This window comes from Bacillus sp. FJAT-27251, from assembly GCF_001273925.1.
Lineage (GTDB): Bacteria > Bacillota > Bacilli > Bacillales > Cytobacillaceae > Mesobacillus_B.
On record NZ_LIGG01000001.1, the window covers coordinates 4,159,182 to 4,184,486 of the forward strand.

25 protein-coding genes and 1 riboswitch are annotated in these 25,305 nt (G+C 44.6%); of the genes, 6 read left to right on the forward strand and 19 right to left on the reverse strand.

All coding sequences use genetic code 11. The features are described 5' to 3' along the window. Nucleotides 1–721: 721 nt before the first annotated feature. Complete coding sequence (locus tag ADU22_RS19610) at nt 722–1,453, reverse strand: urease accessory protein UreH domain-containing protein (protein WP_053363673.1); 732 nt, start codon at nt 1,451–1,453, stop codon at nt 722–724. 184 nt (nt 1,454–1,637) lie between these two features. Between ADU22_RS19610 and ADU22_RS19615 the strand changes: the two genes are divergently transcribed. Further along, on the forward strand, nt 1,638–1,874 hold the full coding sequence (locus ADU22_RS19615; RefSeq protein WP_069188098.1) for a hypothetical protein: 237 nt from the start codon (nt 1,638–1,640) through the stop codon (nt 1,872–1,874). Between the two features lie 138 nt (nt 1,875–2,012). Here ADU22_RS19615 and ADU22_RS25320 read toward each other — a convergent pair whose 3' ends face one another. The 10 genes from ADU22_RS25320 to ADU22_RS19660 all read right to left on the reverse strand — a co-directional run bounded on the left by ADU22_RS25320 (nt 2,013) and on the right by ADU22_RS19660 (nt 10,141). After that, nucleotides 2,013–2,462, reverse strand: a complete 450-nt coding sequence (locus tag ADU22_RS25320) for a PCYCGC motif-containing (lipo)protein (RefSeq protein WP_353611393.1) — start codon at nt 2,460–2,462, stop codon at nt 2,013–2,015. A gap of 226 nt (nt 2,463–2,688) precedes the next feature. After that, nucleotides 2,689–3,015 (reverse strand): four-helix bundle copper-binding protein, encoded by a 327-nt coding sequence (locus ADU22_RS24420; protein ID WP_082252937.1) that lies wholly within the window; start codon nt 3,013–3,015, stop codon nt 2,689–2,691. Between the two features lie 88 nt (nt 3,016–3,103). Then, the gene (locus ADU22_RS19630) at nt 3,104–3,781 is read right to left on the reverse strand and encodes a response regulator transcription factor (RefSeq protein ID WP_053363677.1); all 678 of its coding nucleotides are present in this window, start codon (nt 3,779–3,781) and stop codon (nt 3,104–3,106) included. A gap of 19 nt (nt 3,782–3,800) precedes the next feature. Next, complete coding sequence (locus ADU22_RS19635) at nt 3,801–5,174, reverse strand: sensor histidine kinase (RefSeq protein WP_053363678.1); 1,374 nt, start codon at nt 5,172–5,174, stop codon at nt 3,801–3,803. A 160-nt stretch (nt 5,175–5,334) separates the two neighbouring features. Beyond that, nucleotides 5,335–5,460 carry a hypothetical protein gene (locus tag ADU22_RS25450; RefSeq protein ID WP_286132326.1) on the reverse strand — a complete coding sequence of 42 codons (126 nt, stop codon included), beginning with the start codon at nt 5,458–5,460 and terminating at the stop codon, nt 5,335–5,337. A gap of 13 nt (nt 5,461–5,473) precedes the next feature. Then, a complete protein-coding gene (locus tag ADU22_RS19640; protein ID WP_053363679.1) occupies nt 5,474–7,894 on the reverse strand; it encodes a heavy metal translocating P-type ATPase in 2,421 nt (806 codons plus the stop codon). 80 nt (nt 7,895–7,974) lie between these two features. Then, on the reverse strand, nt 7,975–8,181 hold the full coding sequence (gene copZ, locus ADU22_RS19645) for a copper chaperone CopZ (protein ID WP_053363680.1): 207 nt from the start codon (nt 8,179–8,181) through the stop codon (nt 7,975–7,977). Nucleotides 8,182–8,211: 30 nt separating this feature from the next. Then, nucleotides 8,212–8,541, reverse strand: coding sequence for a metal-sensitive transcriptional regulator (locus ADU22_RS19650; protein WP_082253029.1), 330 nt, complete (start codon nt 8,539–8,541; stop codon nt 8,212–8,214). A gap of 138 nt (nt 8,542–8,679) precedes the next feature. Continuing rightward, complete coding sequence (locus tag ADU22_RS19655) at nt 8,680–9,243, reverse strand: TVP38/TMEM64 family protein (protein WP_053363682.1); 564 nt, start codon at nt 9,241–9,243, stop codon at nt 8,680–8,682. An 82-nt stretch (nt 9,244–9,325) separates the two neighbouring features. Then, nucleotides 9,326–10,141, reverse strand: coding sequence for an undecaprenyl-diphosphate phosphatase (locus ADU22_RS19660; protein ID WP_053364676.1), 816 nt, complete (start codon nt 10,139–10,141; stop codon nt 9,326–9,328). 241 nt (nt 10,142–10,382) lie between these two features. On the opposite strand from ADU22_RS19660, the gene ADU22_RS19665 reads away from it, so the two are divergent. Beyond that, nucleotides 10,383–10,853, forward strand: a complete 471-nt coding sequence (locus ADU22_RS19665) for a hypothetical protein (protein ID WP_053363683.1) — start codon at nt 10,383–10,385, stop codon at nt 10,851–10,853. A gap of 62 nt (nt 10,854–10,915) precedes the next feature. On the opposite strand, the gene ADU22_RS19670 is transcribed toward ADU22_RS19665, so the two are convergent. The 5 genes from ADU22_RS19670 to ADU22_RS19690 form a co-directional block, all read right to left on the reverse strand. Then, entirely contained in the window at nt 10,916–12,178 is a 1,263-nt protein-coding gene (locus ADU22_RS19670; protein ID WP_053363684.1) for a glutamate-5-semialdehyde dehydrogenase, read from the reverse strand. 18 nt (nt 12,179–12,196) lie between these two features. Continuing rightward, on the reverse strand, nt 12,197–13,318 hold the full coding sequence (gene proB, locus ADU22_RS19675; RefSeq protein WP_053363685.1) for a glutamate 5-kinase: 1,122 nt from the start codon (nt 13,316–13,318) through the stop codon (nt 12,197–12,199). A gap of 30 nt (nt 13,319–13,348) precedes the next feature. Further along, on the reverse strand, nt 13,349–14,194 hold the full coding sequence (gene proC, locus ADU22_RS19680; protein ID WP_082252938.1) for a pyrroline-5-carboxylate reductase: 846 nt from the start codon (nt 14,192–14,194) through the stop codon (nt 13,349–13,351). A 383-nt stretch (nt 14,195–14,577) separates the two neighbouring features. After that, nucleotides 14,578–14,754: a DUF2187 family protein gene (locus tag ADU22_RS19685; RefSeq protein ID WP_353611394.1), complete on the reverse strand. Its 177-nt coding sequence runs from the start codon at nt 14,752–14,754 to the stop codon at nt 14,578–14,580. Nucleotides 14,755–15,012: 258 nt separating this feature from the next. Further along, nucleotides 15,013–16,020 (reverse strand): NADP-dependent oxidoreductase, encoded by a 1,008-nt coding sequence (locus ADU22_RS19690; RefSeq protein WP_053363688.1) that lies wholly within the window; start codon nt 16,018–16,020, stop codon nt 15,013–15,015. A gap of 200 nt (nt 16,021–16,220) precedes the next feature. Continuing rightward, nucleotides 16,221–16,306: riboswitch (cyclic di-GMP riboswitch) on the forward strand. A 131-nt stretch (nt 16,307–16,437) separates the two neighbouring features. On the opposite strand from ADU22_RS19690, the gene ADU22_RS24830 reads away from it, so the two are divergent. Continuing rightward, complete coding sequence (locus ADU22_RS24830; protein WP_156324406.1) at nt 16,438–16,575, forward strand: hypothetical protein; 138 nt, start codon at nt 16,438–16,440, stop codon at nt 16,573–16,575. A gap of 60 nt (nt 16,576–16,635) precedes the next feature. Here the strand turns inward: ADU22_RS24830 and pepF are convergent, their stop codons facing one another. Then, nucleotides 16,636–18,423 carry an oligoendopeptidase F gene (gene pepF, locus ADU22_RS19695; protein ID WP_053363689.1) on the reverse strand — a complete coding sequence of 596 codons (1,788 nt, stop codon included), beginning with the start codon at nt 18,421–18,423 and terminating at the stop codon, nt 16,636–16,638. A gap of 150 nt (nt 18,424–18,573) precedes the next feature. Here pepF and ADU22_RS19700 point away from each other — a divergent pair, with 150 nt between their 5' ends. Both ADU22_RS19700 and ADU22_RS19705 read left to right on the forward strand, forming a co-directional pair. After that, nucleotides 18,574–19,374 (forward strand): hypothetical protein, encoded by an 801-nt coding sequence (locus ADU22_RS19700; RefSeq protein WP_053363690.1) that lies wholly within the window; start codon nt 18,574–18,576, stop codon nt 19,372–19,374. A gap of 231 nt (nt 19,375–19,605) precedes the next feature. Continuing rightward, nucleotides 19,606–21,042, forward strand: a complete 1,437-nt coding sequence (locus ADU22_RS19705; RefSeq protein ID WP_053363691.1) for a carbon starvation CstA family protein — start codon at nt 19,606–19,608, stop codon at nt 21,040–21,042. A 35-nt stretch (nt 21,043–21,077) separates the two neighbouring features. On the opposite strand, the gene ADU22_RS19710 is transcribed toward ADU22_RS19705, so the two are convergent. Beyond that, a complete protein-coding gene (locus tag ADU22_RS19710; protein WP_053363692.1) occupies nt 21,078–22,952 on the reverse strand; it encodes a terpene cyclase/mutase family protein in 1,875 nt (624 codons plus the stop codon). Nucleotides 22,953–23,020: 68 nt separating this feature from the next. On the opposite strand from ADU22_RS19710, the gene ADU22_RS19715 reads away from it, so the two are divergent. Then, the gene (locus ADU22_RS19715) at nt 23,021–24,100 is read left to right on the forward strand and encodes a DUF2515 domain-containing protein (RefSeq protein WP_231687916.1); all 1,080 of its coding nucleotides are present in this window, start codon (nt 23,021–23,023) and stop codon (nt 24,098–24,100) included. Nucleotide 24,101: 1 nt separating this feature from the next. Here ADU22_RS19715 and ADU22_RS19720 read toward each other — a convergent pair whose 3' ends face one another. Beyond that, the gene (locus tag ADU22_RS19720; protein ID WP_053363693.1) at nt 24,102–25,070 is read right to left on the reverse strand and encodes a nuclease-related domain-containing protein; all 969 of its coding nucleotides are present in this window, start codon (nt 25,068–25,070) and stop codon (nt 24,102–24,104) included. Nucleotides 25,071–25,305: the final 235 nt, after the last annotated feature.

The window sequence follows — 25,305 nt, forward strand, 5'->3', positions numbered from 1 at the left end:
AAGATCCGCTCGACTTGCATGTATTAGGCACGCCGCCAGCGTTCGTCCTGAGCCAGGATCAAACTCTCCAATAAGAAGTGAGTGATTAGCTCATAAAATAAAACGTTGGCTCGTGAATCTCTATTAATATAGAAGAAACACGATATTATTGTTTGTTGACGCTTGTTTGTTTAGTTTTCAAAGAGCAATTTCTTATGACGCTCAAAAGCGACATGTATAAATGTATCACGGAGAAACGATAAAGTCAACAAGTTTTCAACAACATTTTTAAATAAGAAAGAATATGTGAATTTCTTGCTACGTGATGTTTATAATCCTAACATTTTCATTAAAAAGATACAATGGTAGTTTTATCCAACTACAGGTCCAGCATGCTGACCAATCCAACATAAATGCCTAACCCTAAAATTAATGACACAATTTTGCCCCACCATTTAATGTTGGCTATGAAAAATAAAGAGGAAACGACAAGCAGGAACAGCCATTTCGAGAGGTCAATTGGTAAGGAATTCAAAAATTTAAATTGAGGAATTATGACGGTTGTTAAAAAGAGCAGAATACCTATGATGATTGAATACATACAAATTCTTTTAATGTCCAAGGTCATCCCTTCTAATAATGAGCATTTTTTCAAGCATAACATAGACATCCGGAATCCTGAATTATATGGCGGGAATCCAAAGCAGATAAAAAGCCTTGCCTGTTGTGATGAAGCAAAGCATCAGACCCAGTAAGTGAAGGTGTCCATTATTCCAAGCATAATAAAAACAACGGCAGCAGCCTTTTGGATCATGTTCCCCAGCTTTCTGCTTTTTTTCATCATCGCACCATCCAGACCAAAATAAGTTATTATCCCCGCAAAAACGAGAACCGGAACTGATGTGCCAAGAGCAAAAACGGAAGGCAGAACGGCACCGTATGGAGAACTTAATACGAGTGGAATGAGGGAAAAGAAATATAAAGAGAACATCGTTGGACAAAACCCCAGCGAGAAGCTAACACCCATTAAAAAGGAGCCCATTTTTCCTCCTCCTGTCCATTGCGGAATTCTCTCGGTCCATGTCAGAAGCCAGCGAAGTTTAAAAATTCCCAACAAAGTAAAACCGATTATAATAAATAAAGGACCCATGAGCTTCCTGAATAACGAGAAATATTCCGGAAGAATACTCTGAAATCCTTGTCCAAGCAGCCATACAGCCAAGCCAAGGCCCGTAAAGACCACCACTTTCCCAATGATGAAACAACTTATCTCCACCCATTGGTGTTTGGCTGTGATACTCCTGCTGCCGTAAAGTGTGATCGCACCCATATTCCCCGTCAGCTGACAAGGCGCCAATGCACCAATCAGCCCTAGAATTAAAGCAGCTAAAAGCGGATACTGCTTGGTCCCATTTACAACGCTAAAGAAGGGACTGCTCAGAAACTGGCTGATTTCGGAAAGAACCTGATACATTCATGATACCCCCACCGTGTTTATAAGCGCTATTATACTGTAAAACTATCAACAAAGGATGCAGTTCCAAGAATGCTCACATTTTGGCCAAAACTTCGATGAAATGTTTGAGGCTATTTCCATTCTGCATGATTTCTTCACTTTTTTGAACTATCCTGAAGAAAAGGAAGGAGCTGAAAGAAAAATGAAGAAAATTGGTATAGGCCTTCTAAGTGCAGCCATTATTTTCGGAGCGGGAACATTTGCTTTTGCACAAGCCAGTGAAACGGTACCAGGTAAAATTACCTTTGAGAAGATGCTGCCTTTTATGCAGGAAATGCATCCCGGATCTTCCGAGAGTGAGCTGCAGCAAATGTTTGATGCCTGTCATACGAGCAGCAACAGGGATGCAATGAATACAAATGCCATTGATGAACTATAATGTCTGGAAAGTGGATTGGCCATGGCCAATCCATTTTTATATATAAAACACGTTGTCCTATTGACGCAAAACACTCCTTCTTGTCAGAAAGGAGTGTTCCTTGTATCACTGTGGTTTGTCCATTTTTCATGTCCATCCCTACTCTGGTATCGGAGTTGGAGTCGGAGTTCCATAGCTTTCATATTTCTTGGTAATTAATCGATTTATCTCTTTTAAATCCTTGCCATCACTCTGCAGTTCAACCGCCTCCCGGGCGATTTTGACACAAATGTCTCAAGCGATGCCGTGCGGATCCCATTCTGCCACTTTATTATCCGGGCCCATTTGTTTAATAAAACAATCCCGGTTGCTAGTATGTCCTGCTGACTCATAACAATTGCAATAACAGGGAACTGCAGCCAATGCATCTGGATGCTGTGCCGCCATAACATATGTTTCCTGCACAATTGGAGATGAATTGAGCACATAATCCGGCATCGCACTATGTTTGGAATCAAGCACCAGTTCTTCTTTCTCGTCAGAACTGCAGCCAGTGGTAAGTCCAAGTGATAAAATTCCCATCATGATCAAGAGAATTAGACGCTTCATTGTGCCCTCCTTTCTTTCCTGCTGAATGTTTCTTAAAGTTTATATTTATAATGTAAGATAAAAGTTTGCAGAAATCGGGCAGAAACTGTGAAGAAATGGTTACCATCAACTATTGACCGAAAAATGGACAAAAATTCATGGTCATGCTTATCATGAAGGCACCATCCATTCTTCGCACACAAAAAAACCTGTACATAAAGATATGTACAGGCAACTCTTTAAGCCATTACGCCGCCATTTGACGGCAAACCTCCGCACACCTGAAACAAGCTTGTGCACATTTCTGACAGTGTTCATGATCATGTTTGCTGCATTCGTTTCCGCATGTTTCACAAATTTCAGCACAGAGCTGGCATATTTGCTTTGCGAACGGGCTGCCGCTTTGCATGGATTTTACTGCAAATGCACAGATGTCAGAGCATTCCCTGTCCATCCGAATACAATCTGCCATCATGTTCAAATCATCTTCCTTGAGGCAGGCATCATAACAGACATTGCATGCTTCCATACATTCAAGACAAGCTTGTATGCATTCTTCATAAGTCGCATTCATTATTAACCACTCCTCACGTATAGTTTTTCAGTTGATACATTCCCTTTCATAAACTAAATAAACTTGCTGGCCCATCGGGGCAGCAAGCTTATACTTCTATCTTATATCCAATGCCCCATACCGTTTTAACGAATGATTTATCCGCCCCGGCATGCTTTAACTTTTCCCGCAGATTGCGGATATGCGAGTCGACAGTGCGGTCTTCTCCCAAAAATTCCATTCCCCAGACAAGCTCCACAAGCTGTTCCCGGGAAAGCACCTTCCCTTTATGCTTCAAAAGAGCTTCCAATAAATCGAATTCTGTTTGTGTAAGACTCATTTTATTTCCATTGAAGGAAACTTCCCTGGCTGCCAGATTCATGTGCAAGTTTTTATATTTCAGTATTTCCTTATCCGGGACTGTCTTCTTCGATCTGCGCAACAGCGCCTGGACCCTAGCCATCAGTTCGCTTTCATCAAAAGGTTTTACCAGGTAGTCATCTGCCCCAAGAGATAGTCCGCTGACTTTATCCTGTACGGATGCCTTTGCCGTCAGCATCAGGACGGGGACATCGGAGATTTTGCGTACCTGTTCAAGTGTCTGCCATCCATCCACCAAAGGCATCATGACATCCAGGATGATTAGATCATAATCACTTATTCCGACTTTTTGGATCGCTTCCTTTCCATTTTCCGCTTGCTCTACAAGATAATTTTCTTGTCCAAGGTAAAGGCTCAACAGCTTTCTCATTTGAAATTCATCATCGACAATCAATACTTTATTCAATTATGCCCTCTCCAATGGTTTATATTTTTAAATATATGGTGAATTCGGAACCTGAATTTTCTGTACTATTCGCTCTTATAACCCCGTTATGCGCTTCAACGATGAGCTTAACAACGTACAAGCCCAGACCACTTCCTCCTGTACTTCTTGTCCGGGACTTGTCAACTCGATAAAAGCGGCTCCAGATTTTTGGGAGTTCTTCGGGTCTGATTCCAATCCCGGTATCGTTCACTTCAATAATCAGGAATTCATTATTTACACGGGATCTCACTGTAATCTGCCCTTCGTTTGTGTATTTGATAGCGTTTTCTACCAGGTTGAAAATGGCCTGTTCCATTCGGTGTATATCAATCTCTATCTCTGGTGAATCGTCTGCAAGGTCCAAAGACAGGATGATTCCTTTTTCAGCCGCCGCAGGCTTTAAAGTCGAAATCACCTTCTTGATTATCAAATTGACATTGGCCTGGTTTTTATTCAATACAAATTGGCCTGCCTGGAGCTTGCTCATATCAAGCAAATCGTTGACCAGAAGCGAAATCCTGCTAGCCTCTTTATTTATAATTTGAAGGTATTCCTGCTGTTCTTCCCTGGTTTTTACAATGTCTTTGTTCAAGACATCACTGTAGCCTTTAATATAGGTCAGGGGCGTCCGCAATTCATGGGAAACAGAGGCAAGAAAGTCATTCCGGCTGTCTTCGAACTCTTGTAGCTGTTCGCCGAGCAGCTGGATGGAGCGCCCTAGCTGGGCAACTTCATCGTCACCGGAAATCGGGATTTTCTGCATGTATTTTCCCTGCGCCATTTTATTGGTCGCTTCCTTCATGGTAATTAAGGGCCTGGTAAGCGTCCTGGACAAAACTCCAATTAAACCAAAAGCGATAAGGACAATGCCAATCCCCGAAACCAGCATGACGGTATCCACAACTTGGACGATGTCCCTTAATATTTTGGATGGATAGAACATGTAGACAAAGCCCTCGTTCTTTCCTATGGCAGATACGGAGATGATATAATCGCTCTTTTCCCAATCCACCTCGATAAAACCGTTAAACAGCTTATTGCCGGCAGGAATCAGCGCCTCTCTCATGTCCTGGCTGGGAGGAACGGATGAAGCAAGAATGTTTTGGTCCATATCGGTAATCAGGACATGAGTGGTTACGTCTGATTCCATTTTGACCACATGTTCAATCGTTCCCTGGTTGAATTGCCTGGCCAGGACATTGGCATGATTTTTCCCTCTGATGAGCAGGTCATGCTTCACATAATCAATGAATAAATTAGTAAATGCCCCGTATAAAATGGTGCCCAATATGAACAATAAGGTGATAAAAAGCCCGCTAAAGAGCAGGGCAAGCTTAATCGATATGCTGTTGATTTTCAAATTACTCTTCATATTTTTTCTCCTGAGTATAATCATGAAACCACTATACATACATGGTTTATCTTCATCATAATGCATAACTTAAGATCGTATATGAAGAAATTCATAGATTTTTTGAACACTATATGTACATAATTCTAAAAAAAAGACCCGAAATCATCGGGTCCAGATTTTAATGGTCCATCTCCTCTGTATGGCTCGGGGTCTCTTCAGGGTTTACTGTTAAGGCATAAATTCCATAACTCCCCATTACAAGGAGCAAATAGGCAATCGCTGCGAGCGTCCATTTTTTTACCATTCTTCCATCTCCTCTACAGTTTTACCTTTTGAAGCCGGAGAGCGTTCAGGACAACGGAAACCGAGCTGAAGGCCATGGCAGCACCAGCAAGCCATGGTGCAAGGAACCCAAGTGCCGCGACAGGAATTCCCAGGCTGTTGTAAGCAAAGGCCCAGAACAGATTCTGCCTGATATTCCTGATTGTCAGTTTGCTCATGAAAATGGCATCGGCAATACTGTTCAGATCGCCGCGAATCAGGGTAATGTCCGCTGCTTCCATTGCAACATCTGTTCCTGTTCCAATCGCCATTCCAATATCGGCCACTGCCAATGCAGGCGCATCATTAATGCCGTCTCCAACCATGGCGACCTTTTTGCCTTCAGCCTGAAGTTTTTTCACTTCATCCGCTTTTCCTTCAGGAAGGACCTCGGCAATCACATGGTCAATCCCAACCTCCGCCGCAATGGCGTTGGCTGTCTGCTGATTGTCACCAGTGATCATGATGACATCCAGCCCCATACTTTTGAGACGTTTGACGGCAGCCTTGGATGTTTCCTTTATCGTGTCGGCAACAGCCACCATTCCGGCATACTGGCCATCAATGGCGACAAGCATTGCGGTTTTTCCCTCGCGTTCAAGTGCATCCATTTTACCCATGGCAGCCGAGACTTCAACCTGATGTTTTTTCATCAGCTTTCTCGTTCCAACTAGCATTTCCTTGTCATTCACATTTGCCTTTATCCCGAATCCAGGAATGGCTTCAAAAGAATTTGCCTCCTGGAGCGAAATTCCCTTTTCCCTGATGCCGGAAACAATCGCTTCTGCCAGCGGATGCTCCGATTGTTTTTCGGCGGAGCCAACAAGAGCCAGGAACTCTTCCTCCTTATAGAAATCAGCAACATCAACATCTGTCAAAACAGGCTTTCCGTTTGTAACGGTACCTGTTTTATCCAGGATAACCGCCTGGATACGGTGAGTCATTTCCAGATGTTCGCCGCCCTTAAAGAGGATTCCGTATTCTGCTGAACGCCCGGAACCTGCCATAATCGAGGTTGGGGTAGCCAGCCCTAGTGCACAAGGACAAGCGATGACCAGTACGGCAATCATTTTTTCCAGCGCTTCGGCGAAATCTCCCGGCACCACCATCAAGTACCAGACCAGGAAGGTAATAATGGCGATTCCGACCACAATTGGAACAAAAACCCCCGAAATTTGGTCAGCAAGACGCTGGATGGGAGCTTTCGACCCTTGCGCTTCCTCAACCACTTTGATGATTTGGGCAAGAGCCGTATCTCTTCCTACCTTCGTCGCTTCTATCTTTAGAAATCCATTTTTATTGATGGTGGACCCGATCACTTCATCTCCGGATTTCTTGTCGACAGGGACACTCTCCCCTGTCAGCATCGATTCATCTATCGCCGATTGGCCTTCCGCAATCACTCCATCAACCGGGATTTTTTCCCCAGGCTTCACATGGATGATATCGCCAACCGTAACTTCTTCCAAAGAAACTTCCTGCTCGATACCGTTCCTTTCAATCATTGCCGTTTTAGCCTGCAGACCCATGAGTTTCTTGATCGCTTCGGAAGAACGGCCCTTTGCTTTCGCTTCAAACAGTTTTCCCAGAAGGATCAAGGTGATCAGGATTGCGCTGGTTTCATAGTATAACTCGACCATATGGGCATTTGACCCAATGGAAGCGAAAGAAAGATAGAGACTGTAAAAATAGGCAGCGGATGTGCCAAGTGCGACCAGGACATCCATATTGGCACTTCCATTTTTCAGGGCTTTATAGGCCCCTGTATAAAATTGCTTCCCAATGATAAATTGAACCGGGGTGGCCAGCGCAAGCTGTACCCACGGGTTCATAAACATGTCGGGTACGTATATGAACTGGGTGAAAGAGAAATGCCCGACCATCGCCCACAACAATGGCAGCGATAGGATCGCGGAAAAGATAAACTTTCCTGTTTGCCTTTCAATTTCCTGCTGGCGGTGGTCTGCGGCTTCCTGCTGATTTTCCTCTTCTTTGGCCATCGCCCCATAGCCGAGTTTCTCGACTTTATTGATAATGTCTTTTTTGCTAAGGACAGTAGGGTTGAACTCTACTGCTGCTTTTTCCAGAGCCAAATTCACGCTGGCGTTTGAAACTCCTTCAAGTTTATTCAGCCCTTTTTCGATTCTTGCCGAGCATGCAGCACATGTCATTCCTGTAATATCAAACTCTGCTTTCTCCGTTACGACATCATACCCGAGATCTTTGACTTTTTTCTCCAGAGCGGCAGGATTGGTAACAGCCGGGTCATACTTGATGGATGAACGCTCAAGAGCCAGGTTGACAGTGGCTTCCTGTACCCCTTCAACTTTCTTAAGCCCTTTCTCGATTCTCACGGCACAAGCTGCACAAGTCATTCCGGAAATTTGCAATGTCGCTTCTTTTTCTTGCTGACTCATCTTCTCACTCCCCATACCTGTATAGGGTATATTTTATTGAAAAAGGAACGTGCTAAATAGTTAGCACGTCTTTTGTTTTGTTAAGCTACATCATAGCCTTGGTCATCAATTGCTTCCTTGATTTTATCCAGAGTGACAGCTTGGTTGTTATACTCCACATCTACTGTTCCTGCCTCCAGGTTTACTTTGACAGAGTTGACTCCCTCAAGTTCTCCGACACTGCCTTCAACAGCCTTCACGCAATGTCCGCATGACATTCCAGTTACATTTAACGTTACCTTTTCCACTATAACAGCTCCTCTCAAAAATTTACTTTTTTATTTTTTCATTAATTTCTGGATGGTGACAAGCAGTTCATCTACCACTTCATGGTCACCTTCCTGGATCCTCTCGACCACACAGCTCTTCATATGTCCTTCAAGAAGGATCTTGGCTACACTGTTCAGGGCTGCCTGCGTCGCAGAAATTTGTGTAATGACATCATCACAGTAAGTATCCTTTTCAATCATACCCTTTATTCCTCTAATTTGACCTTCAATCCGGTTAAGCCTTGTGATCATATTGCTTTTGAACTTATCCGAATGATGGCTCTTGCGGTCAGCGCCATCTGTATGACAGTCATTTTCACATAGAGGCACATCAGCCATTTGATGAATTTTTTCCATTACACCAACTCCTCAAAATTAATATTACCATACCCCTCTATAGTATGTAAATCGTTTCGGATTGTTGTCATCAATTGTTCAAAATATTGTAAGCAAGCGAAAAGGCTGGACATTACTCAGTCATTGATCCAGCCTTTTTCGCATTTTCCATATCATATAGATACCTGCCAAACCCAGTCCAGCAACCGCAGCAGCTAGTTGAAATCTTGTTTCCAGGTTTATCACTGCATGAACAGAGTACGCCTCTATAGCTAACGCAGGAATTTTCCCAAATGTGCTCGCAAAAGCGAAATGTACCAGGCACATTCTGCTCATCGAGGCGGCCAGGGTTACCAGTCCTGACGGAACAAAAGGAAATATCCTCATGATAAAAACAAGGTAGACTGCCTCCATGCCGCTTGTTTCCTTCAGCTTCTCCAAGAACCGGTTATTCCCTTTGTTCCCATACTTGCCTTTCAGCGCTTCAATGCCTCTTCGATAAAGATAAAAGCTGATAATAGCTCCTATTGCTTCCCCTGTGATTGAGATAATCAACCCGATTTTAAAGCCAAAAAAGAGGATGTTGGCTGCTGTCAGAAAAGCGCTTGGCACGAAACCTGCGATTGAGATCATCACGTTGAGAAACAAGCTGAACAAAACAGCCAGCAATCTATTATTTGGCAGAATTTCAAGAACGAATTCCATTAATGCCTCCCATACGGATAAAAGCCGTTTTCGCAAAAAAGCTGCTGCAAGGTTCACCTGCAAGCAGCTTTTTACTTCGTTATTAAGCGAACAATAGCACAGCTGTTCCTACAATAAAGCAATAAATGCTGAAAACAACCAGATTTCCCCTGGCCATGATTCCCATAAACCATTTAAGGGCAAAGTAGGAAGCGATGATCGAGACAAGGAACGCCCCCAGGTAAGGAATGAAGAGCTGTCCAAGATTTGGATCATTCGCGATATCGGTAATGCTTAAAAGCGTGCCGCCAAGGCTGACCGGAATGTACAGCAAGAACGAAAAGCGCAGCGCTGTCTCCGGTTTCATGCCAAGCCCCATTGCCGCTACAATGGTAGCTCCTGAACGGCTTATTCCCGGAATAAGGGCAACTGCCTGGGCAAGCCCGACAATGATCGCATCCTTGAAGGTAAGGTCGCCGTCGCGCTTTCTGCCCCGAAGATTGCGAATCAAGAAGAGAGCCGCACCCGTGATCAGCAGGGTAATCCCAATCACATGCACCCCTTTCAGTGCCTCGGAAATCTGGTCATTGAAAAGCACGCCAATGACTCCGGCGGGAATGGTTGCAACAATCAAATAAATAATAAAATAAAAGTCGGATTTAGATTCCGGATTTCTGGTTGTAATGTAAGAGAGCCCGTTCCTCACCAGACGTGTGATGTCATGCCAGTAGATAATAAATACCGAAATCAGCGACCCTGCGTTTACAAGCAGTTCGAAGCTCATGCTCTTCGTTTCAATTCCCATAAAATACTGTGCCAGCACCAGATGCCCGCTGGACGAAACAGGTATAGGCTCGGTAAAGCCTTGGAGCAATCCTAAGAATAAGTATTTTAGCAGTGTTAAAAACTCAAACTCCATCATTATTTCTCCTTCATCTTCCATCTCTTTGTTTTCGGAATTCCTCCCGAAAATACATCTTTTACAGTTTAGCATATTCGCCGGGACAAGTTTAACTATTTTCCTGGACCCCGACGAAAAACAGAAGCAGCCTACAATCATTGCCAATATTCTAGAAGAAAGAATAAGCGAGTATTTAAAACGGACATCCTGCCATATACTTTAATGTTCCACAAACCTGCTATGCAAAGGAGAATACTATTTGCATTGTTTATGTGAAGTGCTGGATCCTGCAAAGTATGCCCTGGAAAAGCCCGTTGCGATACTGGAAGACAAGAAAGCGCTGTTATCTCTTTTCGGCATCCCCAGTGATTTCTGGCTCAACATGTTCCAGTTTGACAACCGCTTGCTGACTGTTTGCTTCGAATCCCATGATCTTGATTTTTTACGTTTTATCGTCGTTTATGATTATCCTCATTTTTGTTCGGACAACGAAATTAAAGAAGCCATCATTTTTCATGAGTTAGGCCACATCCAGCATCCTGTATCAGGGAAAGAGATAAATCATCAGGCTGAAATCAGCTGTGATCAGCATGCGGTGATTCATGGGCATGTGAATGGGGTGAAAAAAGTCCTGGCCATGCTCTCGCGTACAGCCAGGACAATGAACAGCCCCCTCCTGCTCGAAGCAGCTGAACTAAGAACGAAGGCACTAAATACGGAGGCTTGTTAATAATGGGAAATGATTTTGTAAAAAAAGCACTCCTCATCAGCGGGAGTGCTCTGTTTTTCTTGCTATCTCACCTGGCCATTGCCCCTCATTTTAAATTTAACGGTAGTTAAGGCCGGCAATCCCATCGGTCCGCGGGCATGAAGTTTTTGCGTGGAAATGCCAATTTCGGCGCCAAATCCAAGTGCGTTTCCATCTGTAAATCTGGTAGAAGCGTTGTGGTAAAGAGCGGACGCGTCTACCAGATTCATGAAGAGCTCCGCATTTTCATTACTTTCAGTAATAATAGCCTCCGAATGCTTTGTTCCATATCTGTCAATGTGGGCGATGGCTTCTTCCATATCATGTACGATTTTCACCGCTATATTGAGGCTCAAATACTCATTTTTCCAATCTTCTTCCCCAGCAGGAATTGCTTTTGGAATGAGCTTAACAGCAGCTTCGTCTCCATGTACGGAAATATTGTGTTCCCTTAACGTATCATTAAGCAGGGAGAAATTCGATGCTAGCCAGCCCTTGTGAATAAGGACCGTCTCGGCCGCATTGCAAACCGCCGGCCTTTGTGTTTTAGCATTCACTAAAATGTTCATGGCCTTAGCAGGATCCGCATCCTTGTCAATATACAAATGGCAGTTGCCCACTCCCGTTTCCAACACAGGTACTGTTGCATTGTTAACAACTGCCTGTATTAAGGATGCTCCCCCGCGTGGAATCAGGACATCAATATGCTCCTTCATCGTAAATAGCTGCTGTGTCGCTTCCCGGTCTGTGCTGAAAATAAATTGAACAGCTTCCTGCGGAATTTTTGTTTCCGCCAGGGCGCGGTGCATCACATCGACAATCGCCTGATTTGAGTGCAGAGCGGATGAACCGCCTTTTAATACAATCGCATTTCCTGATTTGAGCACAAGGCCGGCAGCGTCCACTGTTACATTCGGACGGGCTTCGTAAATCATTCCTATCACGCCAAGAGGAACGGTGACCTTTTCAACCTGCAGCCCATTATCAAGAGTCCAGCTTGAAACAATTCTGCCTGAAGGGTCTTCCAGTTTTGCGACCTGTCTTAAACCGTTGGCAAAATCGGTAATCCGCTCTTTTGACAATGCCAGCCGATCCATAAAGGCGGGCTCAAATCCCTGTTGCCGGCCTGCTTCCAAATCTTTAGCATTTGCATCTAGAATGGAAGCAAACTCTGCTTCAAGAGCGTCCGCCATCTTAAGCAGGGCTTCATTTTTTTCTTCAGCCGTTAATAGGCTCACCTTTCGTGCCGCATGTTTTGCGGCAATCGCTTGGTCCTCAACATTTTCACTTATCTTAAGTAACACCATCTTATCCCTCCTGTTGTATTAAACACCTATTGGCAAACGGAAGCTGTGTCTGGAGACGAAATCTTCCATATTCACGACTGGGCTTTGCTGTTCAGCAGGATTACAATCCAGGTTATGCAATTCTTCAGATGAAAAGTTGACTACTCCGAGCCCGATTTCATCACCTGCTGTGTCCACCAGCCGGATGACAGCTCCTTTAGAGAATTCCCCTTCAATTTCTACAATGCCAGCAGGGATCAGACTCTGTTTTCTTTCCATCATCATATTCCTTGCCTCTTGGCTGATCGTCATGTTCCCTTCAGGTCCAGAATGGAAAGCGATCCATTTCTTTTTTTGATTTAAATCATCCATTTTCGTGGCAGCTTTAAAATACGTGCCTCTTGCCTCTTCCTTAACCGCGTCTGTCAGGACATTGCGAGTTCCAGCTTTCCCCAGGAAGGTTGTGATCCCGGAAGCCATCGCAATTTTGACTGCCTCAATTTTGGATTTCATTCCGCCGGTGCCTACCGCGCTTCCCGAACCGCCCGCAGCAGCTTCGATTTCTGGCGTAATTTCATTGACGACATCAAGTAATTGGGCGTCCTCATTCGTTCTCGGGTTTGCATTATACAAGCCATCAATATCAGAAAGGATGATCAGCCTGTCAGCATCCACTATCCCTGCCACTTTGGCTGACAGTGTATCGTTGTCTCCAAATTTCAGCCGATCAATCGTCACCGTATCGTTTTCATTTACAATCGGGATGATTCCTCTTTCAAGCAATACATTCAGCGTGTTCCGCACGTTTTGGTAACGTCCTTCATCAGAGAAGTCACTTCTGGTAATCAGGATTTGGGAAGCAACATAACCGTGGGAAACAAAGATTTCAGAATAAGCTTCAATAAGCAGTCCTTGGCCAATGGATGCTGCCGCCTGCTTTTCAGGCAGTGTTTCGGGGCGCTTCAGACAGCCAAGCTTCCGGTAGCCGGCAGCCACTGCGCCGGACGAAACCAACACCACTTCATATCCTTCATCCTTCAGCATGACAACCTCATCTGCCAGTTTTTCCAGCTTCCTCCTGCTGATTTCTCCATGCCGGCTTGTTAATGAACTACTCCCTATTTTGATGACTACTCGCTGCTGCCTCTTGCTAGAGGTCATATTATCACACCTTTGTATTATTTTTCGGTACTAAATAACTTTCAGTTTTTTCGTTTCGAGCTGGGCACTGATTTCCTTGGACCGCTGAGCTGCTTGTTTAACCGCACGGGAAATGGCCTTTCCGCCGCCATTTTTGCTAAGGGCCTCCAGGCCAGCTGCAGTCGTTCCGTTAGGGGAGGTCACCTTTTCCCTTAGCACTTGAGGAGCCTCTTCCTGGTCCTGTATCATGCGGGCAGCACCCAGAATCGTCTGGGCTATAATTTGGCGGGTAGTCTCCTGGTCCAGACCTCCGCTTTGTCCTGCCTTTTCCATATGCTCCATCAAATAGTAGAAATACGCTGGACCGCTGCCGGCAATGCCAGTAAAAATGTCCATTTGGCTTTCATTGATAATGAATACTTCCCCAATGCTTTGAAGGAGCTGTTGCGCAATTGAAAGATTATGCTGTGATGTATGTTCTCCAGGGGAAATTGCTGTAGCTGATTCGCCAATCATGCTTGAAGTGTTGGGCATGACTCTGATCACCTGCTGGCCAAATGGGAGAAGGTCTTCCATGAACGAGGTTGAGATGCCTGCCAGGACCGATAACACCAGCTGATGTGGACGCAAATGATGTTTTAAGGAAATTAGCGCATTTTCAGCATCCTTTGGCTTCATTGCCAGAATCACAACATCCATATCTTCATAACAAAGTTCTTCCTTCGGGACGCCATGTATGCCATATTTTCCCTGGAGTTGTTTCAGCCGCTCGGTGTTGCTGTTATTTGAAACCGTAATTTGGGCGGGTTTGACAATGCCGCTTGCTGACATCCCTGCAATCATGGCCTCCGCCATTGACCCTGCACCCAAAAAGACAATTTTTTTATCCTTAAGCATTCCATCACTCCTAATTTGTTCGCTTTTTTGTTCTGTTTTTTTCACGATGTTTTTATACTAACACGCTCATAATTAGATTCAAGGGAATAAGGGAAAGTCATGAGGAAAAGAGCCAAAGATGCAGTGTAAACGCTATCATCAGGAGGTGAGTTCTCCAGACACCCTCTAAGGATGAAATAACGGGCGACAGCGAATAATTTGAATCTTTACGCACCAATAAAAAATGCCTTGCTTCAAAATTGAAGCAAGGCTTCTTCCATTTTAAATTTGAAACCACGCTGTTGTTCCTGCCTGACCTGATAAGCAGGGATTGGGCCCTCTAAACTCCCTCGAAAGCTTAGAATTCCCTACCCCTTTTTCACCTGGAATGTCTGGTTCACTTATTAGATAATCACATAATTCTTATGTGACACCACTGTCCGGTTATTCACATATTCGCGATCTGAAAGGTTTTCGAGGATTTCAATGATGACCGAGTTTTCCTTCACCATTTCCACCTTCCCTTTGATTCCCTTATTGGAAACAATCTCGTCCCCAATATCCGCGATCCTCATTTTCATTGCTGCCTCCATCTTCATCTCACCTTTCCCCAATGTTTTTTATTTAGATAATAATCACAAACTGCTTCCATTTCATTCTTGTTGTCAACACTTCTTACATGGTTTTTAAACTTGCTAATTGTAAGGGCTTACATATTTTTAGCTGCATGCCCTCTCCCTACATCAATATGGCAGGAAGGGGGGAAGAATGCAGTTTTATGTGTGGTTGTAATATAAATGCAATACAAAAGAATCAAAGTGAAAGCAGGAACAGCGGATCTATTCCTCTCCAACTTTCACCAGCTGTTTGCCAATATTATCCCCGCGGAACAATCCCAGGAAGGCGTCCACCGTGTTTTCGAAACCCTCAACGATATTTTCCCGATACTTTATTTTCCCTTCCTGTACCCAGTGAGCCATCTGTGTCAAAGCTTCTTTATTATGCTCGGCATAATCTGAAACGATAAAGCCTTTCATCATTGAACTGGTGGTCAGCAATTGCCCCATCACACGCGGGCCCATTTCCGGCTTTTCCAGATTGTATTGGGAAATTTGGCCGCAGATGATGATTCTTGCCTGAAAGTTAATCAGCGTCATAACAGTGTCGGTAACGCTTCCGCCGACATTGTCAAAATAAACATCGACACCATTTGGACAGGCTTCCTTCAAGGCTCCGCGAAGATTTCCTGCCGTTTTGTAATTGATGGCCGCATCAAATCCCAGTTCCCCGGTGATGTAGGCGCATTTCTCGTCCGACCCGGCAATGCCGACAACACGGCATCCCTTCAGCTTTGCGATTTGCCCGACAATCATTCCAACTGCTCCGGAAGCACCGGAAACGACCACCGTCTCTCCTTCCTTTGGCTTCCCTATTTGCAAAAGTCCAAAGTAGGCTGTCAGTCCAGGCATGCCCAGGACATGAAGTGCCGTGGATATCGGCGCACGGCCGGGATGGATCCTGCGGATATTACTGCCATCGCTCACATTGTACTCCGCCCAGTCCATCCTTCCTTCGACATACATGCCTGCTTCGAATCTCGGATTCCTGGAATCTAGCACTTTCCCAACGATTCCTCCCATAAACGGCTCCCCAACTTCATATGGCTTCGCATACGATTTGGCAGCGGACATCCGGCCCCGCATGTAGGGGTCAACTGATATGTAAATAGACTGGATGAGCACTTCTCCGTTAGTAATCTCTGGAACACTGCTCTCAATCCATTCAAAATTGCTTTCATCAGGCATCCCCACCGGACTGCTTTTTAATAAGATTTTCCGGTTAAGCATAACATCTCCTCCTGTTTGAACGACTGCTTAACAACATCATACTACTATTTTCCGAATTTTTAAATAAGTTGTCAAATACCTTTCACGAAAGATGGCACTTTTTCTCTATTGTCATTTAAATGTAATATACCAATCTAGGCCTTTTCTATTGGTAAAACAGTATAATCATGTTAGAATATCAATAGTAAACAACAAATCATTCTTGATAAAGGCAAATCCATTGAAAAATGGAGACGCAAAGCTATAGGGGCTAAAGTATAAGATACCACGCCAGCCAGCTACCGATTATGATGGAATGTACCCTTCCACTCTGATCATTTTTGATTGGAAATCTTTTTATGCATAATTTTCCAATCAATTAAAACTAGGTACATAGGCTGAATTTCTTTATACTTCCCTGAAAATGAGGAGGTAGCCATGAGCAATACAGAAATTCTGAAGTTAATCGAGAAACTTGGCCAGCTGTTTACGGATTATAGGAATTGCCAGGACCACAAAAAGAAGGAACAAATTTATAGGGATATCCAGGTAATCGGGAAAGCAATTGATGTGTAACCTGATTAAATCCGTCAGCTAAAAAGGAAAGGAGGCATGCTCCTTTCCTTTTTTTGTTCTCTAGGTGCGTGAAAACTCATCAACCAATTGAGAAAATTTCTTTAAAGCGTTCTGGATGGGTTCCGGGGAAGTTAGGTCCACCCCTGTCTTTTTTAACAAATCCAGAGGATAATCGGCACTTCCGCTTTTGAGGAACTCCAGATACGAGGTTAACGTCTCTTCATCCCCTTCCAGTATTCTAGTTGCCAAATGGATTGCCGAAGCATAGCCAGTCGCATATTTGTATACATAGAACGGACGGTAAAAATGGGGAATCCTTGACCAGCCATACTTAACCTCTTCGTCAAACACCACTTCATCGCCATTGTATTCACGGAACAACTGTTCATACGTCCTGTTGAATACCTCCACGTTCAAGGGCTGACCCTTCTCTGCCATTTCATGTGTCTCCTTTTCAAACTCGGCAAACATCACCTGGGTAAAGAAAGTTCCTTTAAATTGGTCAATAAAATGGTTGACCAGGTGCTTTCGAACGTCTTCATCCTGCTCATTGTTCAATAAATAATTGATCAGCAGCACTTCATTCACCGTTGATGCCACTTCAGCCACAAAGATGCTATAGCGTGCCGAAATCTGTGGCTGATGCTTGGAGCTCAGCCAGCTGTGGACCCCATGTCCGCACTCATGGACAAGTGTAAACAGACTGTCGAGATCATCCTGGTGGTTCAGGAGGATATAAGGATGGACGCCGTAGACACCCAGATTGTAGGCCCCCGAACGCTTCCCTTCTGTTTCACGGACATCGAGGTAGCGTCCTTTTTTAAATTCCTTCAGGATGGCGAGATACTCTTCCCCTAAAGGGGCAAGTGCTTTGCACATGGTACCGTAGGCTTCCTCGAAGGAAATTTCCGGTTTTACCCCGCTCACAAGCGGGACGCTTAAGTCATATTGGCGAAGTTCATCAAGCTGCAATTTTTCCTTGCGGATTTTTGTATACCTGTGCATGGTCGCGATATTCTCTTTTGTCGTCGAAATTAGATTATCATATACTTCCTTAGGCACGTTGTCGCCAAACAGCGCCTTTTCCAAAGCAGACGGATACTGTCTGATTCTCGCCATTGTGACATTGTTTTTAATGGCACCTGCAAGTGTGGAAGCAATCGTATTTTTCATCTGAAGATATGGCTGATAATACGCTTTATAAGCTTCCCGCCGCTTTTTCCGGTCTTCATCATCAATCAGCTTTGCGTACATGCCCCTCGTCAGTTTGACTTTCTCTCCCTGGTCATTCGTCACTTCGCCGAAGCTGATATCGGCATTGTTGATCATTCCAAAGGTATTTCCAGGTACCGACAGCGCCTCCCCCAGCTGGGACAGTACCGCTTCCTGGTCCCTGTTAAGGACATGAGGCTTATAGCGGAACGATTCCCACAGGTCTTCTTCAAAATAGGACAATCCTTCTTCCGCTGCTATGTACCCTTTCAGCGTATCCTCCTCAAGGCTCAGCAGGTACGGCATGAAAAAGGAAGTTGCCGCACTCACCTTGACGCTTAGCTGCTTGGCACGGTCCAAATAGGACTGGGAAGTTGTTTGCCTCGTATCTTCATCCACCTTCAGCATCGCAAAGGCGTATAATTTTCCAAACAGGAACGACAGCTCTTCGCGCAGCTTCAAATAATGGTACAAACTTGACCCACCCTGGATCTTCCCATCAAATTCCTTTAGTTTCCCAGCCATCTCTTCTATTTGCCGGTAATCTTCTTCCCATTGGGCAAGGTCTGGATATAGGTCACCAAGATTCCATTTCTCCTCCAAAGGCACTTCTGCCCTGCTGCTGTACGTTGTCATCGCAATCCTCCTCATGTGCTTAGGATTAAGCTATTACTTGAATATATTCTAATGATTACTTGCTAACACAATCAAATAAAACACAACAATTCCAAATTATTTTGCCATGATACGGTTTGGTGTACAATAAGGGTGAAAGGATGTGGAACGATGGCGATCACATTGCCACATATTGAAAACCTGAATCGTACAGCCTACCTTCCCCCCGAGGGAGATTTTCAAACCTTTATCGACGATGACCATTATGCCGAAATGGTAAAAGAATGGGGCTTATCGTCGGGGAAAAACGTAAAAAAAGAGTTTTGGTACAAGGAAAAGGATCATCAGCGACTTGTGACCATCAAAGGATATCAGCCATACGGAACAACAGGGGAATTTTACACCATTATCATTGAATTTCAGGATGGGAACCTGAGCTGTATCCACCCTGCCTATTTAAAAGAGATGCAGTCGTCGAGTTTCGGCAAGGCCGTCATCGCCGACAGTGCGCCTGCAGTGCAGACAGCAGGGAAAGAAACCGAACCGGTCGAGCCCGCCAAGGAAAAGAAGGCTCCTCCAGCCGGGAAAAAGGTATCGGCAAGTCCGAAAAAAACGGCTGAAAAGAAAGAAAAAGCACCTAAACTCGAACTTCCCGCAGACAAGGTCCATTTCTCGGCAGAAGTGAAGCAGTTTGCCCTAACCTGGAATCCATTTAATGAGGAAAATGATGAAGTCGTGGTGCTGGAGAATGTTGTCATCCAGCAAGATCCTGTGCTTGAAATAGGGCTGGCATGGTGCTCCCATTCCAAAACGCTTAAAAAGCTGGAACTTTCTCCCGGGGACAAGCTGGAGTTTGACGGGAAAATTGTTAAAAAGAAATTGGCAAAAGGAAAAGATGCCGAAGAAGAATTCGTTATTGAGGAACCAGTTCCCTACAAAGTGAATAACCCTTCCAAAATCCAAAAAAGCTAGAAGCCTCTAGCTTTTTTTATTATTCTCTTATTTCCCTCCAAAATATTATTCCGTCCTTTTCTTAACTGTAAAATTCCATGTGAAAAAGATTGTCAATGTGCATATGTAAACGTTTCATTTTTTTGAAATAATGTTTTTTTCTGAAAATGGTTGATTTTATAATCGTTTATCTAGTAAACTAATTCTAGTCAAAAAAGTCTGACAGATTAACAGGTTTCAGGAGGATGCATAATGGTTACGTTTTTAGCTTCAATTGGTTTGCTTGTTGTCGGGTATTTCGTCTATTCCAAGGTGGTTGAACGCATTTTTGGAATCGATGACCAAAACCCAACGCCGGCTTACAAAAACAATGATGGATTTGATTTTGTTCCGATGAGCTGGTGGAAAGGGAGTCTCATCCAGCTTTTGAATATTGCCGGTCTCGGTCCCATTTTTGGGGCCATCGCTGGTGCACTGTATGGCCCAGTCGCGTTCATCTGGATAGTTATAGGCTGTATTTTTGCCGGTGCCGTGCATGATTATTTTTCGGGAATGCTTTCTTTGCGTCATAATGGCGAACAGTTCCCTAACCTTGTCGGCCGCTATCTGGGCCAGTCTATGAAGAAAATCATCAATGTAATTTCAGTCATTCTAATGGTTCTTGTGGCGGCTGCCTTTACGGCAGGTCCGGCACAATTGATTTCAAGCATCACGCCGCTTAGCTTTATTGGATCATTAGGTGTTGTGTTTATTTATTTCTTGCTGGCTGCCTTGCTGCCAGTTAACCGGATTATCGGAAAGCTTTATCCCGTTTTTGGCGTCGTCCTTATCATCATGGCGGTTTCGGTCGGGATTGCCCTGTTGTTCAGCGGAAAGCAAATTCCCAACCTGACAATAGAGAATCTCCACCCAGGAGAACTGCCGATTTGGCCATTGCTGATGGTTACCATCTCATGCGGTGCCATCTCCGGATTCCATTGTACCCAGAGCCCGATTGTTTCAAGGACATTAAAGAAGGAATCGGAAGGACGCAAAGTATTTTACGGGGCAATGGTCGGTGAAGGAATCATCGCGATGATCTGGGCAGCTGCCGGAATGACCTTCTTCGGAGGTACAGCAGGCCTGCAGGAATCACTTGCTGCCGGCGGCCCTGCCGGAGCAGTAAATGAGATTTCCCAATCGCTGCTAGGTTCGTTTGGCGGAATTCTGGCGATTCTGGGTGTCATCATCCTTCCAATCACAACTGGCGATACAGCATTGCGGTCATCACGAATGATCCTGAATGATGCCCTGTCATCGTTTACATTGATATCCGAAAAATGGAAGGTGATCCTGACGACACTGGCTGTCGCCATTCCAACCTTTTACCTATCCATGATTGATTATTCCTTCCTATGGAGATATGTAGGCTGGACAAACCAGGTGGTAGCTGCCGTCATGCTTTGGACGGGAACGGTATACCTGCTAAGAAACAAAAAATTTCATTGGATTTGCGGACTTCCGGCCTTGTTTATGACAGCTGTTGTCTGCACCTATATCTTCTACGCACCGGAAGGATTCAGCATGGCCTACCAGACTTCCATGATCATCGGCTCCATTCTTACTCTGGCTGTTGCAGGATGGTATGGGGTTCAAATCGTCAAGTACCGCAGGCTCAACAATGGAGCTAAATCCATGAAAGCAGCATAAGCATCAAAACAGGGAACCTTGCAAGAGGTTCCCTTTTAAATGTTCAAAAATCTGTTTTTATAATGGGCCAATGCAAGGAGCGGATAGAGATATCGGTAGCTATGGTAGTGCGTATACAAGTTTCCTGCCACTCCCTGCCCCTTCGGATAATCCGTCGTCCAATCGTCACGTTCAAGATGATCTGTTAAAAATGCTATCCCTCTGTTTATCGTTGTTGTCGGTTTGGCCGAAACAGACAGAAGGGCATCGACCGCCCAGGCTGTGTGGGTCAGGGTGCTTGCATTCAACGGAACATACTTCCGGGCCTCATCACTTTTACACGACTCTCCCCAGCCCCCGTCCTCATTCTGGATCCTCTCCAGCCAGTTTACTGCTTTCTGGATGCTGTGGTGGGAAGGCTGCACACCAACGGCACTCATTCCGGTAACAGCCGCCCAGGTGCCATAGATATAGCAGATTCCCCAGCGTCCATACCAGGAGCCGTCTTTTTTCTGATGCAATTCTAGCCACCTGACACCTTTATTAACGGCAGGGTGGGAATGCGACAGATTTGTATAGTTGCCGAGAAACTCCAATGTGCGGCCTGTTAAATCGGGGGTTGACGGGTCAGTGAGAAGATATTCCCCTTTCTCGACAGGCAAAAGGCTGATTAGCTGGCTGTCGGTGTTTTTTTCAAACGAAGCCCAGCCACCGTCTTTATTCTGCATGGATAGCAGCCAAAAAACCCCTCTATCCCAAGAAGCCCGGAAAGCGTGGTCACTGTGGACTTTTCGGGCAATGCTCCTTAAGGAAGCCGTCGTATCATCCACATCCGGAACAAATGTGTTTTTGTCTCCAAAGCCCCATCCCCCAGGCATCACGTTTGGGTTATGGATCACCCAGTCACCGTATTTGACATGCTGGCGGTTTAGCAAAAAAGTGTTTGCCTTTGATATCATCTGGTCTGTTTCCTTTACTCCCGCCTCCTGCAGAGCATAACTTATCAGGGATGTATTCCAGATGGCTGCTGGGGTGAACTGAACATGCTGCAGTCCGTCTATATTGGTTTTCATTGCTTTTAAGCCCGCTACCGCGTTTGTGATGACAGGATGCGTTTTCGAATACCCCATCGCAAGCAAAGCGAATATCATCAGAAACGTGGAACTGAAATAGGTGAAAAAAGTACCGTCCTTCTCTATATGGCTTATCATGTATTCTTTCGTCTTTTCAATGGCCAACTGATGAAGCTGGGCTGGGAGGCCAATCAGCTTCTTGATCGCTTTCTTCAGTGCCGAATGCAGCAGCCGGTAATCTTCCTGGTTGAAAAATTCTTCCTCCCGATAGGCCCCCAGCTCGCTGAGGTCGGGGCTCTTGCCCGTCTTCAGCTGAAATTTCCGGTCTGCCAGAACCATAATGGGTGCCAAGTGTGCCCTTCCGTATAATGAGAATTGATAAAAGTTGATTGGAAAAGAGGCTGGAAGCAGAATCACCTCCACCGGGATTGGGAAAAAATTGGGCCATTTATATTGTCCGGTAAGAGCCAGCAGGACTTTTGTGAACATATGGGTATTCCGGGGCCCCCCTTTATTGACAATATAGCGTTTGGCAGCGGTGAGCCTCCTGTCCTTTTTACCATAATAGCCGGAATAAAGAAGCGCATAATAAGCTTCCACCGTTGCTGAAAGATTGCCATCCCCCTCGTCTCTATAAAGCTTCCACGCTCCATTTTCCTCTTGTTTGCTCATGATCCGCTCTGCCAGCACCTTGATGAATTTTTCATCATCGATTTCAAGCGTCCTTAATAAAATGATCATAAAGCAATCCGTAGAAATTCCTGCTTCAAACGGAAAATTCCACGCTCCATTGGGTGATTGATCCTTCCGCAGCTTGTCAATCAGTCCCTGAATGCCCGTTTCAATATGATTCTTCACCCTACCACTCCCCTCGCACCATACATATTCGGAACAGAGAAAGAGAATTCATGAAGGGGGATTTCATCTTGAAGAAACTTTCACAACTAAAAAAGCAGTTGAAGCAAAAGAAGCAGGTCCCTCCAGCATTAACGAACAGCGATGAAAAACTGGTCAAGGAAATCCGGGGCGAAACATCCCTTTTAAACAAAAATAATCTTACACGGACGAAGGCCTATTTGGATTTTTACAAAAGGAATCCTGAAATCCACTGGTCATTTTTAGCCCATATGGTGTCAAGGAACGGCGGCTGGAATATGACGGACCTCAAAGGAAACCTCCATTCCATGCTAATGGACCGAAGAGTAAGAGAATCTTTTTTTTCCCTCCTGGAACGAAGCAACTGGCTGATCTTCCAGGACGCTTATCCGCAGCTGCTCTTATATGAAGAAAGTTCCAAAAGGAGGAAGCCCCTTTTTCATTTATTGCCCGCACTCCATGTTTCCCATTTTATGAAATGTGTTTGGGATTTCTATTGGCAAGAGAATGATCCCTATATGCTCACCATGGCGCTGATTGTCAATGAACAAAACTACCTGGAGTCCAGGGTGGTGCAACACCCCGTTTACCAGGCTGTTTTTAGTACGGTGGAGTTCAAGATGCAGGACCTGCTTTCAATGAACCACATCCTTTTTCCATACGTGGAGGACGGCAAAACTAAGCTTGCCGGTGCTACTGTCCACCAGTTTGAACGTCTGCATGAACGGATCCTGATTGGAAAAAGGCTATACGGCATTTTATTTGGCGATCGTTTGAATAAGGTGGAAAAATGGGCAGTCTCCACACCTCATACCGGTTCTCGCAATGACTACTGGCCCCACCTTTTTAATTCCGTTGATGAAGGAATGCCAGGTTTGCCGCTGAAGCCAAGGCTGATTTCCTGCAAACTCACAACAGGCTCCCCGCGCTTCTACAGCCCCAAACTCGAATTCTCTTGGAAAGACCGAAAACACGAAAAGACGGAACCCGGCGACTGGTACAAAGAACCAAATATCCTTTCCTATCTTGAAGGCTCTCTGGAAAGCTTGGGCGGAGAGATTGAGGCCGAGTATTGCAGCACACTAACGAAGTTGGAGCTGGCTGGGGTATTGGGGGAGGTGGTGGAATAGTTTAAGGCTCCAAAGGATGTTCTAGCAGATAATGGCGAGCTCTTTTGATTCCCGCATAAGGCAAGTTAAGCAAGGATAGAAGGTAAGATGTGGAGCGTGAGGATGGCAGCAGGAGAAATTCCCGCAATTCCGGATTGGAGAATTCCGGCTTTATGAGGAAAAAGTAATCATTTATACCTTTCAAATGCGCCTCTTTCGAAATCGCTTGGCAATGGGGACAATGCCAGGAATTTCTATGATAATTCATCGGAATGAAGCCGCAAATCAGGCATCGTACGCCTTTTTCAAGTTCAGAGAAAGAGATGCGATATTGCTGCATAAGGTTGCTGGATAGAGGCACATGAGATTTCAAAAGCAGTTTCCTGACTTTTGAAAGTTTTTTATCATCGATGCTTGTCTTTAGGTCCGCTCGTTCAAGTTCTTCCATTTTGCTCAGTAAATGATAAGCTCTGCATACCGACTTCACCGCTTCATGATAATTAGGAGAGATGGAAAGTTCCGTTGAAGTTCTGGTCAATGCTACCAGGTAAAAGATGGGGATATCTGTGAAATGATATTTTTCAAGGAAATACCTTAGTAACAGCTTATGGCGCTGGACTTGCGCAACAGGATCTTCATACACCTCTTTTATGTCACCATATTCCTGTATCATTTGATTTCGTTCAATTGTAATTTTTCCTGAATGATTTTTCCCTTCAATTATGAGAATGAATTTCGAAGAGAGCAGCAGGGCGTCAATTTGAAAAAAAGAATTATAGGCAGGAAGGCGAAGAGCGTGGTAAATATAATACCTTTTTTCTGGCAGAAGGCCTAAATAGTAGTTTAGAACCTTTTCCCCATTGTAACCTGACCTTAGTTTCTTGACCAAGCCATCAATTTCCTGTCGCTGTGGGTGGGACTCCGGAAGCCTTCCTAACAGTGCCTCTGCTTTTAATAAATTAATTGGTATCTCGAGATTTTTATCAAACAAATTTATTCCCCCTTTCGGATATATCTAAAATTCTCGCCGTCTGGTAATCTTCCTTTATATTAAACACAATTTAATTGAACTTTTTATGTCTTTTTGAACCGATGAGCGAATATTACAAGCAATGCATCATAGCTTTTACTGCAAAACTTCGGCTTTACGACGAAGTTCCTCCTTCTTACGACAAAATTCAGCGCACTCACGACAAAATCAACGACACTTACGACAAACATGCTGC